We start from the raw sequence: 13448 nt of genomic DNA on the forward strand, positions 1-13448 counted from the left end.
TAAATTTGATTAAATTAATTCTAAACTTCTTTTTCCGTCAGCCAATAATTCAATATTGATTGTAGAAGTTTCTTCAGGAAGTAGATTTGCAATTTTTTCAGACCATTCGATAAAACACCAATTTCCCGAATATAAATAATCATCAACACCCATATCGAGTGCTTCGGTTTCTTTGTTTAATCGGTAAAAATCAAAGTGATAAACGATTTGATTGTTTGAAGTAGAATATTCATTTACAAGTGAAAAAGTTGGGCTGTTTGTTGCACTTTCAACTCCTAAACTTCTGCACAATTGCTTGATAAGAGTAGTTTTTCCAACACCCATTTCTCCATTAAAAAGAATAATCTTTTTAGGATTTGAGGCTAAAATTTGTTCTGCTACTTCTTGAATTTGATCTAATGAAAAAACGATATTCATTGTAAGTATTTAATTTGGTTTTATTTCTTTTTTGCAAGTTTCCTAACTTCCGGATTGATTAAATTAGGATCAATTTCGTCTGTTTTTTTGATGTATTTATTTAAGCTGTCTTTTTGAGAATAATAGGCGTAAGAATTTGCTAATTGCGCATAATAACTTCCATTCTTTGGTTCAATTTTAACAGCTTTATTTAAATTTTGAATAGCCAGGTTTAAATATTTTTTATCATTTTTCTCCATGAATATTTGACCATAACTTGTAGCTGCGCAATAAAATACTTTTCCGTTATTTGGATTTAATGCAATGGATTTTTCCAAATAAACGGCAGATTTTTCATATTCTTTTTTCTTTCCTAGAATAATTCCAAATCCCCAAAAAGCATTAGGATTTTGATTATCCAAAAGCCAAGCTTGATTGAATCTTTTCATTGATGTGTCAAGATCATCTTTATAGAAATATTCCCATCCTTTACTGACATAATATTCAGAAGCCTCTTTTTTATTTTTAAATTGTTTTTCAGATTCTTCAATAAATTGATTATCACTTTGTATTTGCTGAGGACATTTTTTGACTTCGCCATACATGGGAATCAAATTGATTCCTTGGGGACAATCTTGAGCGCAACTATAATTAATATTTGCTAAGAAAACTAAAAAGAATAAAAAATTTAATGGTTTCGTCATATAAAAGTTGTCTTTCTATTTTGGATTAAATTCTATGCTTATTATATAAGTCTCAGTCGCAGTTCTAAGTATCAGCTGAAAACTGAAAACTGCGACTGAAAACTTTTTTATTTCGGATTAAAAACCAAAAACGGAATAATCATTTCTTCTAACGAAATTCCTCCGTGTTGATACGTATTTCTGTAATAACTCACATAATGATTGTAATTGTTTACATAAGCTAAAAAGAAATCATTCTTAGCAAAAATAAACGAACTACTCATGTTTATAGCCGGTAAACCAATATCTTTTGGCTCTTTTACGACATAAACATCTTTTTGCTCATATGTTAAACTACGACCAGTTTTGTAACGCAAATTTAAGCTTGTATTTTTATCTCCAACAACTTTCGAAGGATTTTTTACATTAATTGTCCCGTGATCTGTTGTCAAAATTAATTTAAAACCTAAAAGTTGTGCTTGCTGAATAATCTCTAAAAGTGGAGAATTCTTAAACCAGCTCAAAGTCAGAGAGCGATAAGCTTTATCATCAGAAGCAAGTTCTTTTACGACTTCCATTTCAGTTTTGGCGTGCGATAACATGTCGACAAAATTGTAAACAACCGTAACTAAATCATTTCCTTTTAAGGCTTTGAAATTTTCAGCCAGTTTTTTTCCGCCAGCGTAATTGGTAATTTTAAAGTAATCTTCCTTAATATTTAATCCTAAACGCTTTAATTGTGCCGAAAGAAATTCAGCTTCGTAAAGGTTTTTTCCACCATCTTCGACATCATTTTTCCAATATTGAGGGAATTGTTTTTCCATTTCAATAGGCAATAATCCAGAGAATATCGCATTTCTGGCATATTGTGTTGCCGTTGGAAGAATTGAGAAATACGGAACTTCTTTTTCTAATTTGTAATAGTTAGAAACCACTGTTTCAAAAGATTTCCATTGATCATAACGCAAATTATCAATAACAACAAACAAGATTGGTTTATCTTTTTTCTTGATTTCCGGAACTACTAATTCTTTGAATAAGTTGTGAGATTGAATTGGTTTATCTGCTTTTGGAGCAAACCAATCTTCGTAGTTTCTTTCGATATATTTTCCGAATTGTGAATTAGCTTCAACCTTTTGAGATTCAAGAATCTCTATCATTCCCTGATCGTTTATATTTTCTAGTTCAAGTTCCCAGAAAATCAATTTTTTGTATAATTCAACCCAATCTTCAAAGGAATTTACCATCGCCAATTCCATTGAGATTTTGCGAAATTCTTTCTGATAATCTAAAGTGGTTTTCTCTGAAATCAATCTCGAATGATCCAGATTTTTCTTCAAACTCAACAAAATTTGATTCGGATTTACAGGTTTTATAAGGTAATCTGCGATTTTAGAACCAATCGCTTCTTCCATTATATATTCCTCTTCACTTTTGGTGATCATAATCATCGGGATTGCCGATTTCTTTTCTTTCATTTCCGAAAGCGTTTCCAAACCACTCATTCCTGGCATATTTTCATCTAAAAAAACAATATCAAAATTGTCTTCTTCAAATAAAGAAATAGCGTCAAGGCCGTTATTACAAGTAGTTACAGCGTAGTTTTTTTTCTCCAGAAATAATATATGTGGTTTCAAAAGATCGATCTCATCATCGACCCAAAGTATTTTTATCTTGTCCATAAACGATTTTATTTTTAATGCAATTTAGAAGTATAGAACTTAAAAAGTATTAAAAATAGTATAAATTTCAGAATAATGATTTATGATTTTTATAGAATATCTTTTTTTTATTTTGTTATTATATTGAGAATCAGTGTTAATTATTGTTGATTTTTAAGTAAAAAACAGGAAGTGAATTATAGTTATTTACTTATATTTGTTGATCTAAAAATAACCAAATAGTGACTCATATCAATAAGTTAAAAATATTCAATGATCCCATTTATGGGTTTATTTCCATCCCGAACGAACTTATTTACGACTTAATCCAACATCCGTACTTTCAGCGTTTACGCCGCATTTCGCAAATGGGATTATCGTATTTGGTTTATCCCGGGGCAAATCATACCCGTTTTCATCATGCGTTGGGATGTATGCATTTAATGCAGAAATCTGTCGAGACTCTTCGTTTTAAAGGAGTTGCGATTTCTCCCGAAGAGGAAAATGCTTTATATATTGCTATTTTACTGCACGATATTGGTCACGGGCCGTTTTCTCACGCAATGGAAAAGAGTATTGTTGAAGATGTGAATCATGAAGCTATTTCGTTATTATTTATGAATCAGCTTAATGAAGAATTTGACGGAAGATTGAGTTTGGCTATTCAAGTTTTTAAAGGTGATTATCACAGAAAATTCATGTTGCAATTGATTTCAAGTCAGTTAGATATGGATCGAATGGACTATTTGAAACGTGATAGTTTTTATACAGGAGTTGCAGAAGGAAATGTTAATTCTGAACGTTTGATTCAGATGATGAATGTGGTTGATGGCACTTTGGTTATTGAGGAAAAGGGAATTTATTCAGTCGAAAAATTTCTGCTTTCGCGTAGATTAATGTATTGGCAGGCTTACTTGCATAAAACAAGTTTGGTGGCCGAATTAATTTTGATGAAAGTATTAAAAAGAGCTAAAGAATTGACTTTAAAAGGAGTTGCTTTGCCTTGCAGCGAGCCTCTTTTGTATTTTATGCAGAACAAAGTTGCGTTGGAGGATTTTAATGCCGAAAAGCTTGATTTGTTTTCTCAATTAGATGATTTTGATATTATTAGCGCTCTAAAAGCGTGGCAGAAAAATAGTGATTTTATACTTTCTACTTTAAGTAAAATGCTTATTAATAGAGATTTACTTAAAATTAAATTGAGTGCAGAAAAAATTCCGATGGAAGAATCCCAATCTTTAAAAGAAGAATTTGCAGAAGCACATCATATTTCGGCTGTTGATGCCGGATATTTCATTTTTAGAGGTAAAATAAAAAATCAGGCTTATAGTAAAGAAGCTGAACCAATACGAATTTTGAAAAAAGATAAAACAATTGAGGATGTTGTAGAAGCGTCTGATCAGCTGAATTTGAAATCGTTATCTAAATTGGTGACAAAATATTACATCTGTTTCCCAAAACAACTTATCTAAAATTAACATTTAAAATCTATTTTTTATATTTTTGTCGCAATGAAATTTACAGCAGAACAAATAGCAGGAATTTTAGAAGGAGAAGTTGTTGGGAATCCCAATGCAGAAGTTTCTCGGCTATCTAAGATCGAAGAAGGCGAGGAAGGTTCACTTACTTTTTTGGCTAATCCTAAATATATCAACTACATATATACTACCAAAGCTTCAGTGACAATTGTTAATGATAGCTTTATACCTGAACAAGAAGTTACGACAACTTTAATAAAAGTAGAGGATGCTTATGCTTCCTTTTCGAAGCTTTTACACTTTTATAATCAAGTAAAATTGAATAAAAACGGTATCGAACCACAATCTTTCATGACCGAAGGAACTAAACACGGAGAGAATCTATACTTAGGGAGCTTCAGTTATATAGGGCAAAACGTGGTTTTAGGCGATAACGTAAAAATTTATCCAAATAGTTTTATTGGTGATAATGTTGTTATTGGCAATAATGTATATATTTTTGCAGGCGCTAAAATTTATTCTGAAACTATAATAGGAAACAATTGCACGATTCATTCAGGAACTATTATAGGTGCTGATGGTTTTGGTTTTGTGCCTAATGAAGAAGGAGTATATAGTAAAGTACCTCAAATTGGTAATGTTATCATTGAAGATAATGTTGATATTGGAGCAAATACGACAATAGACAGAGCAACTCTAGGTTCTACAATTATTAGACAAGGAGTTAAATTAGACAATCAGATTCAGGTTGCTCATAATGTAGAAATTGGTAAAAACACGGTGATTGCGGCGCAATCTGGTGTTGCCGGTTCTACTAAAATTGGAGAAAACTGTATGATTGGTGGGCAAGTTGGTATCGCAGGTCACTTAACAATAGGTAATAATGTGAGATTGCAAGCTCAGTCAGGAGTTGCAAGAAACATCAAGGATGGTGAGATTTTGCAGGGGACGCCGTCACTTGGATATACTGATTTTAACAAATCGTACGTTCATTTTAAGAACTTACCTAAAATCGTAACCGAAATTGAAGAATTAAAAAAACAAATAATAAACCCAAAAAATGGAAATAATGGTTAAACAGAAGACCATCAAAAATGAAATTTCACTAACAGGCGTTGGATTACACACTGGAAAAGAAGTTACAATGACTTTTAAACCAGCTCCAATTAATAATGGTTTCACTTTTGTAAGAGTAGATTTGCAAGGTCAACCAGTCATTGAGGCTGATGCTAACTATGTTGTTAACACGCAAAGAGGTACTAATTTAGAAAAATTAGGTGTAAAAATTCAAACACCAGAACACGTTTTAGCTGCTTTAGTTGGATGTGATTTGGATAATGTTATCATTGAATTAAACGCTTCTGAGCTTCCAATAATGGATGGTTCTTCAAAATATTTTGTTGAAGCTATTGAAAATGCCGGAATCGAAGAACAAGATGCTAAACGTAATGTTTATGTGGTAAAAGAAGTTATTTCGTTTACTGATGAAACTACGGGAAGTGAGATTTTGGTTATGCCAAGTGATGATTATCAAGTAACTGCAATGGTTGATTTTGGTACTAAAGTTTTAGGTACTCAAAACGCAACTATGAAAAGTATAGCCGATTTTAAAGATGAAATCGCTAATTCAAGAACTTTTAGTTTCTTACATGAATTAGAATCTCTTCTTGAAAACGGATTAATTAAAGGTGGAGATTTAAACAATGCTATTGTATATGTAGATAAAGAAATATCTGATGCTACAATGGAAAACTTAAAGAAAGCTTTCGGGAAAGATAAGATTTCTGTTAAGCCAAACGGAGTTTTAGACAACCTTACTTTACATTATCCAAACGAAGCTGCAAGACATAAATTATTAGATGTTGTTGGAGATTTATCTTTGATTGGAGTTAGAATTCAAGGAAAAATTATTGCTAACAAACCTGGACACTATGTAAATACACAGTTTGCCAAAAAATTAGCAAAAATTATCAAAATAGAGCAAAGAAATCACGTACCGGTTTACGATTTAAATCTTGAGCCGTTAATGGATATTCATAAAATTATGGCTGTATTGCCACACAGACCTCCATTTTTGTTAATTGACAGAATTATTGAAATGTCAGATAGCCATGTGGTTGGAATGAAAAATGTAACAATGAATGAGAATTTCTTCGTTGGACATTTTCCTGAAGCTCCGGTTATGCCAGGGGTTTTAATTGTGGAAGCAATGGCACAAACAGGTGGAATTTTGGTTTTAAGCACAGTTCCGGATCCTGAAAATTATTTGACATATTTCATGAAAATTGATAATGTTAAATTCAAACACAAAGTATTACCTGGTGACACCTTGATTTTCAAGTGTGAATTGATTTCTCCTATCAGAAGAGGAATCTGTCATATGCAGGCAAATGCTTACGCAAACGGAAAATTAGTAACTGAGGCAGAATTAATGGCTCAAATTGCTAGAAAACAATAATCATTTAATCGATTTTATTGTTTACGTTTGTTGCCCAAATTAGATTATTTTAAATTTAAAATATAAAACATACAGATGAATCAACCATTAGCATATGTTCATCCCGGCGCCAAAATCGCTAAAAACGTTGTAATAGAGCCTTTTACAACAATTCACAATAATGTTGTTATTGGTGATGGTACTTGGATTGGTTCAAATGTGACCATCATGGAAGGTGCTCGTATTGGTAAAAATTGTAATATTTTTCCAGGAGCTGTAATTTCTGCGGTGCCACAAGATTTAAAATTCGGAGGAGAAGATTCTCTTGCCATTATTGGAGACAATTGTACGATTAGAGAATGTGTTACTATAAACAGAGGTACAGTTGCGTCTGGACAAACTATTCTTGGTAACAATTGTTTAGTTATGGCGTATGCACACATTGCGCACGATTGCGAGATTGGTAACAATGCCATTATCGTAAACGGAGTAGCTCTTGCAGGTCACGTAGTTGTTGGTAATCATGCCGTAATTGGTGGTTTGGCAGCAATTCATCAATTTATTCACATTGGTGATCATGCTATGATTTCTGGTGGATCTCTTGTTAGAAAAGATGTTCCTCCTTATACAAAAGCTGCAAAAGAGCCATTATCATACGTAGGAATCAATTCAGTTGGTTTAAGAAGAAGAGGATTTAGTACTGAGAAAATCAGAGAGATACAAGAAATCTATAGAATTTTATACCAAAAGAACTATAATACAACACAAGCTTTAAGTATTATTGAAGCTGAAATGGAAGCAACTCCTGAGAGAGATGAAATTCTTGATTTTATCAGAAATTCATCACGAGGAATTATGAAAGGTTATTCAGGAAACTATTAGATAAAAGTTTAATCGTTTATTTGTTTGTCGTTAAATCGGAAACAGATAAACGATTTAACGATTCAACAAAATATTAAACAAAAAAGAACAAAATGGCATCTACATCAGATATTAGAAACGGATTGTGTATTAAATTCAATCATGATATTTATAAAATCGTTGAATTTCTTCACGTAAAACCTGGAAAAGGTCCAGCTTTCGTAAGAACAAAATTAAGAAGTTTAACTACAGGAAGAGTATTAGATAATACGTTTTCTGCAGGTCATAAAATCGACGTTATTCGTGTAGAAACACATAATTATCAGTTTTTGTATGCTGAAGGAGATGAATTTCATTTTATGAATACAGAATCTTTTGAGCAAATTTCTTTGAATAAAAACATTTTGGATGCTCCGGGATTATTAAAAGAAGGAACAAGTGTAATGGTTCAGGTAAATACTGAAACTGATTTACCTTTATCTGTAGATATGCCATCTTCTGTAATTCTTGAAGTTACTTATGCTGAGCCAGGAGTAAAAGGAAATACAGCTACAAATGCTACAAAAAATGCAACAGTAGAAACTGGAGCATCAGTAAACGTTCCGTTGTTCATCAACGAAGGTGATAAAATTAAAATTGATACAGCTTCAGGTTCTTACATGGAGCGTGTAAAAGAGTAATTTTTAATTAGATAATTTGTCAATGAGTCAATTAGAAAATTAATGCATACGCAGAAATTGAATAATTTTTATTTTCTAATTGACTCATTTTCTAATTGACACATTCTCTAATTGACAAATTTTCTAATTTAAATATATGAAATTTCCAAAGATTCATTCTTTACAAGAAATTGCAAATTTGCTTCAATGCGAATTTATTGGTGATGAAAACTTTCCGGTTTCAGGCATGAACGAGATTCATGTTGTTGAACCTGGAGATATAGTTTTTGTAGACCATCCTAAATACTACGATAAAGCTTTACAATCAGCTGCAACTATTGTTTTGATCAACAAAAGAGTAGATTGTCCGGAAGGTAAAGCACTTTTGATTTCTGATGATCCTTTCAGAGATTTTAATACTCTTACGAAACATTTTAGACCTTTTCAAGCTACAAATGTATCAATCGCGCTTTCTGCAAATATTGGAGAAGGAACTGTGATACAACCCAATTGTTTTGTTGGAAACAACGTTACAATTGGTAAAAACTGTTTGATACATCCTAATGTTACCATTTACGATCATACCGTAATTGGAGATAATGTAATGATTCATGCCGGAACTATTTTAGGTGCCGATGCGTTTTATTATAAAAAACGTCCGGATGGTTTTGATCAGTTAATTTCTGGCGGAAGAGTTGTAATTGAAGATAATGTTGGTATTGGTGCGCTTTGTACGATTGACAAAGGTGTAACTGGTGATACGACAATTGGAGCAGGAACAAAATTGGATAATCAGGTACATGTTGGACATGATACCGTGATTGGAAAAAAATGTTTGATAGCTTCGCAAACCGGTATTGCAGGTTGCGTTGTTATTGAAGACGAAGTTACGATCTGGGGACAAGTAGGAACAACTAGCGGAATCACAATAGGAGCGAAGGCTGTTATTATGGGGCAAACAGGTGTTACTAAGTCAGTTGAAGGTGGGAAATCTTATTTTGGAACTCCTATCGAAGAATCAAGAGAAAAGCTAAAACAATTAGCGAACATCAAGAAAATTCCTGAAATTTTAAATAAATTGAAATAATATGTCTATTAAAGAATTTGTTCAAAAATTTTACAAGTCAGATGCCTTAATCGATAGCGAAATCATGAAAACGTATTTACATCCCGATGTAAAGTTAGATTGGAACAGCACGAAAGGATTGATCGAGATGGATTATAATTCGATGTTAGATATGGCGAATGAGCTAAGTCGTGCTTATGTGCGTTCTAAAGTCAGAATTAGCCATATTATTGCCGAAGAAGACTTGGTTTCAATTCGTTATTCTCATTTTGTAAAAACGATTGAAAACCCAAGAGAAGAGATGTTATTGGCCCATTTTGCTACAATTTGGCAAATAAAAGACGATAAATTATATCGTGGTTATCAAATGAGTCAATTTTCTTAATTTTTTTGAAGACAAAAAGGTTAAAATACGTTACAAAACCTTACTTTTGCATCACAATTTTAAAAACTACATAAAATATATATCATGAGTGTTTTAGTTAATAAAGATTCCAAAATAATTGTTCAAGGATTTACAGGAAGCGAAGGAACTTTCCACGCTTCTCAAATGATTGAGTACGGTACTAATGTTGTTGGTGGTGTTACTCCTGGAAAAGGAGGAACTAGCCATTTAGATCGTCCGGTTTTTAACACAGTAAAAGACGCTGTTGACCAAGCTGGAGCTGATACATCTATTATTTTTGTACCGCCAGCTTTTGCTGCTGATGCAATTATGGAAGCTGCTGACGCTGGAATTAAAGTAATTATTGCTATTACAGAAGGAATTCCTGTAGCAGATATGATTAAAGCAAATAATTATGTTAAAGAAAGAAATTCTAGATTAATTGGACCAAACTGTCCGGGAGTTATTACTCCGGGTGAAGCTAAAGTTGGTATTATGCCAGGTTTCGTTTTCAAAAAAGGTACAGTTGGAATCGTTTCTAAATCAGGAACTTTAACTTACGAAGCTGCTGACCAAGTTGTAAAACAAGGTTTAGGAATCACTACAGCTATTGGTATTGGTGGAGATCCAATTATTGGAACTACAACTAAAGAAGCTGTTGAATTATTAATGAACGATCCAGAAACTGAAATCATCATTATGATTGGTGAAATTGGTGGTCAACTTGAAGCTGATGCTGCAAGATGGGTAAGAGCTGATGGTAACCGTAAACCAGTTGTTGGTTTTATCGCTGGAGAAACTGCTCCTGCTGGTAGAACAATGGGTCACGCAGGTGCTATTGTTGGTGGTTCTGATGATACTGCTGCTGCTAAAAAACAAATTATGAGAGACAACGGAATTCACGTTGTTGATTCACCAGCTGAAATTGGTAAAAAAGTAAAAGAAGTACTTGGATAATCTCCAATATTCGAAATAAAAATTCCAGAAAAAAGTCTCAATATTTTGTTGAGACTTTTTTCCATTTTTAAAATGCTGGAATATAAATTAAAAACTTAGCAACTTAGAACCTCAGTTTCTTAGAAGCTTAAAAAGAGAAATATGTACAAAGAATTAGAAAAGTTTAAAGTAAGCAATAGCTTTACTTTTACCATTGAAGATAGTTTAGAACAAACTTGTAATGCTCCGGAATCTGGTGCAGGAGTTTTTGTGGTTTATGCTGTTGAAGGAGATGCAAAAGAATTAATCATGGTTGGTTCTACAGGAACAGTTCAAAATGATGGAACTTTAAAAAGTAAAAACGGTGGTTTATACGATAAAATCGTAAACGGACACCAATTTGCTAAAACAGGAAGAAAATATTCTTGGCCAGCACAAATGAAGTTAGAAAATATCGATGCTCTTGAAGTAGTTTGGTACGAAACTTTTAATGCTGATGTAAAAGGAATTCCTACTACTGTTGAAGGACAAGTTTTGCAAAATTTCTTAGATGAAAATGCAAAATTACCAAGATGGAATGTAGCTTTCTAAAAAACTGTTTTTAGAATAAAATTCATAGAACCTTGCTATTTTTTTAGCAAGGTTTTTTTGTTTTATAGGTTTATTTCTGAATGATAAACTAAATTTCAATACTTAAAATCAGAAAATAGGATTGCGAAATTATTGTAGTAAAATCTCACAATTGGTATATTTAACAAAATAAAATTAAGATTTAAATAACAGGGATTAGATTAACTAAACCGTAATAAAGAAGCAGTTTTCTAATATTAGGAAACTGCTTCTTTTGTGTAAAAAAATTTGTTTTAAACTTTTGCTTTTATATATTTATCGCACAAAATGAAAAGATAATGTTAAAAAAACATATTCTTTGTATTAAGTAGAAGATTTACTTTTAGAATATCAGCCACAAGCACTATGAAAACCTCAATCCTTGAATTTAGCACCTTTGATGACATTACCCTTTGGACTAACCTAAAGGAAGGAGATGAAAAATCCTTCTCAATGTTGTTTGAAAGATATTACGCAGATTTAGTGAGTTATGGAAATTCACTTTCTCCATTTCACGAAAAAGTGCAGGATTGTATTCAGGATGTTTTTACTGATATTTGGGTGTATCGCAATTCATTACAGCCGTCTGTGGTTGTAAAAGCATATTTGTTATCAAGTGTGCGCAAGAGAATTGCACGGCTTCATGAACGTGATCATATTTTTAGAAAAGCTACAAATACTGATTCTATTGCATTTTTGTTGGAATTTTCTGTGGAGCACGAACTTATAGATGATGATTATGCAACTAAAGAAAAAGTTACCTATCTGAATAAATTATTAAATGATTTACCGCCTCGTCAAAAGGAAGCTTTGTATTTAAGATACCATCAGGGACTTACTGTAGAACAAATTGCCGAAATGCTTGATGTTAATTATCAATCGGCTAGTAATTTGTTGTATCGTGGTTTAATGGCACTTCGCAAAGAATGGAAAGGTAGTTTTTCATTATTTCTGCTACTATCTTCAAGTAGTTTTTAAATTTTTTCAAAAAAATATAAAAATAATCACAATTTGGTGAGTATATAATCAAAGAAGTGTCCTCTATGTTTTTGTAACCTTATTTTTAGATGCAAAAACGTAATACATATACCGAAATAGAGGATTTTTTATCTGACGAATCCTTCCAATCATGGATTTTATTAAAAATTGACAATGATGGTTGGGAAGAGTGGACTCTGGAAAGTCGTCAACGTGCCAAATTAGTCGAAGACGCAAGGCATTTATTGTTGGCAATGAAAGTTCCGGATTCAAAATTATCAACCTCAGATATTCGCAGAGCGTTAGAAACAACGTGGTCGAAGATCGAGCGAAAAGAAAATCAAAGCAATTTATCTGAAAACTCAAATAGCAGATTCGTTAGAAAATGTTTTCTTGCCGGAGTCGCAGCAACTTTAGTTTTTGGATTAATCTCTACCTGGTTTTACAAAAATAACTTCCAGACAGAAAATAAAGTTGTCACTTACAAAGAACTTATTGATGAAAATAGTGAAGGATTAGTTGAGCAAACAAACAATTCTGATAAACCGCAAATCATCACATTATCAGATGGTAGTTCGGTTTTATTACAGCCAAATAGTAAATTAAGTTATCCTAAAATCTTTACCGGAAACGAAAGAAAGGTGTATTTATCCGGCGAAGGTTTCTTTGAAATTAGTAAAAATCCTAAAAAACCTTTTTACGTTTATGCAAACGAGATTGTCACAAAGGTAGTTGGAACTAGTTTTAGGGTCAAAGCTTATTCTGATCAGCCTGATGTTGAAGTTCTTGTTCGCACCGGTAAAGTTAAGGTTAGGTCAAATGAATTGGTCTCGAAATCAGATCATGAAGAGATCGTTTTACTTCCCAATCAAGCATTGCGATTTGTACGTAATGATCTAAAGTTTAATAAAATTACCAATATTACTGAAGATGTTGAACTGGCTCAAAGTGTTGGAAACATCGAACAATTAAGCTTTGAATTTAGCGATATTCCGGTTTCTCAGATTTTTGAAACTATCGAGCAAGCTTATTTAGTCGATATTGATTATCCTAAAGACAAGCTTAAAGATTGTCACCTTACAACTTCACTGAGTGATCAGCCATTGACAGAAAAATTGAAAATTGTCTGTAAAAGCATTGGCAATAATACCAGTTTTGAAATGAACGGAAATCAAATTACTATCATATCAGAAGGCTGTAATTAATTTGATTGTTTAACTGTAATTAAACAAGAGAAAATCAGGCTCTGAAAAACAAAATTTTGAAGTAAATACTTTCTTTTTAAAACAAGAATGTAAT

14 protein-coding genes are annotated in these 13448 nt (G+C 32.4%); 11 read left to right on the forward strand and 3 right to left on the reverse strand.

Annotated elements, in window-relative coordinates; translation table 11 throughout:
• Positions 1-9 precede the first annotated feature (9 nt).
• The 3 genes from tsaE to CLU81_RS25325 form a co-directional block, all read right to left on the reverse strand.
• On the reverse strand, positions 10-417 hold the full coding sequence (gene tsaE, locus CLU81_RS25315; RefSeq protein WP_099712369.1) for a tRNA (adenosine(37)-N6)-threonylcarbamoyltransferase complex ATPase subunit type 1 TsaE: 408 nt from the start codon (positions 415-417) through the stop codon (positions 10-12).
• 20 nt (positions 418-437) lie between these two features.
• On the reverse strand, positions 438-1100 hold the full coding sequence (locus tag CLU81_RS25320) for a M48 family metallopeptidase (RefSeq protein WP_099712370.1): 663 nt from the start codon (positions 1098-1100) through the stop codon (positions 438-440).
• A 107-nt stretch (positions 1101-1207) separates the two neighbouring features.
• Positions 1208-2761, reverse strand: a complete 1554-nt coding sequence (locus tag CLU81_RS25325; protein WP_099712371.1) for a bifunctional response regulator/alkaline phosphatase family protein — start codon at positions 2759-2761, stop codon at positions 1208-1210.
• Positions 2762-2982: 221 nt separating this feature from the next.
• On the opposite strand from CLU81_RS25325, the gene CLU81_RS25330 reads away from it, so the two are divergent.
• The 11 genes from CLU81_RS25330 to CLU81_RS25380 all read left to right on the forward strand — a co-directional run bounded on the left by CLU81_RS25330 (position 2983) and on the right by CLU81_RS25380 (position 13354).
• Complete coding sequence (locus tag CLU81_RS25330) at positions 2983-4212, forward strand: HD domain-containing protein (RefSeq protein WP_099712372.1); 1230 nt, start codon at positions 2983-2985, stop codon at positions 4210-4212.
• A 39-nt stretch (positions 4213-4251) separates the two neighbouring features.
• Positions 4252-5295: a UDP-3-O-(3-hydroxymyristoyl)glucosamine N-acyltransferase gene (gene lpxD / locus CLU81_RS25335; protein ID WP_099712373.1), complete on the forward strand. Its 1044-nt coding sequence runs from the start codon at positions 4252-4254 to the stop codon at positions 5293-5295.
• Complete coding sequence (locus CLU81_RS25340) at positions 5288-6676, forward strand: bifunctional UDP-3-O-[3-hydroxymyristoyl] N-acetylglucosamine deacetylase/3-hydroxyacyl-ACP dehydratase (protein WP_099712873.1); 1389 nt, start codon at positions 5288-5290, stop codon at positions 6674-6676. The genes lpxD and CLU81_RS25340 overlap by 8 nt, the downstream gene beginning before the upstream one ends.
• Before the next feature lie 75 nt (positions 6677-6751).
• On the forward strand, positions 6752-7537 hold the full coding sequence (gene lpxA / locus CLU81_RS25345; protein ID WP_029270176.1) for an acyl-ACP--UDP-N-acetylglucosamine O-acyltransferase: 786 nt from the start codon (positions 6752-6754) through the stop codon (positions 7535-7537).
• A 92-nt stretch (positions 7538-7629) separates the two neighbouring features.
• A complete protein-coding gene (efp, locus tag CLU81_RS25350; protein WP_099712374.1) occupies positions 7630-8196 on the forward strand; it encodes an elongation factor P in 567 nt (188 codons plus the stop codon).
• A gap of 136 nt (positions 8197-8332) precedes the next feature.
• Positions 8333-9262, forward strand: a complete 930-nt coding sequence (locus tag CLU81_RS25355) for a UDP-3-O-(3-hydroxymyristoyl)glucosamine N-acyltransferase (RefSeq protein ID WP_099712375.1) — start codon at positions 8333-8335, stop codon at positions 9260-9262.
• A 1-nt stretch (position 9263) separates the two neighbouring features.
• Entirely contained in the window at positions 9264-9626 is a 363-nt protein-coding gene (locus CLU81_RS25360) for a nuclear transport factor 2 family protein (RefSeq protein WP_099712376.1), read from the forward strand.
• 84 nt (positions 9627-9710) lie between these two features.
• The gene (gene sucD / locus CLU81_RS25365) at positions 9711-10583 is read left to right on the forward strand and encodes a succinate--CoA ligase subunit alpha (RefSeq protein ID WP_089351425.1); all 873 of its coding nucleotides are present in this window, start codon (positions 9711-9713) and stop codon (positions 10581-10583) included.
• Between the two features lie 141 nt (positions 10584-10724).
• On the forward strand, positions 10725-11153 hold the full coding sequence (locus CLU81_RS25370) for a hypothetical protein (protein ID WP_099712377.1): 429 nt from the start codon (positions 10725-10727) through the stop codon (positions 11151-11153).
• Between the two features lie 384 nt (positions 11154-11537).
• Entirely contained in the window at positions 11538-12149 is a 612-nt protein-coding gene (locus CLU81_RS25375; protein WP_099712378.1) for an RNA polymerase sigma factor, read from the forward strand.
• 89 nt (positions 12150-12238) lie between these two features.
• Positions 12239-13354, forward strand: a complete 1116-nt coding sequence (locus CLU81_RS25380) for a FecR family protein (protein ID WP_099712379.1) — start codon at positions 12239-12241, stop codon at positions 13352-13354.
• Positions 13355-13448: the final 94 nt, after the last annotated feature.

Source organism: Flavobacterium sp. 9 (genome assembly GCF_002754195.1).
Lineage (GTDB): Bacteria > Bacteroidota > Bacteroidia > Flavobacteriales > Flavobacteriaceae > Flavobacterium.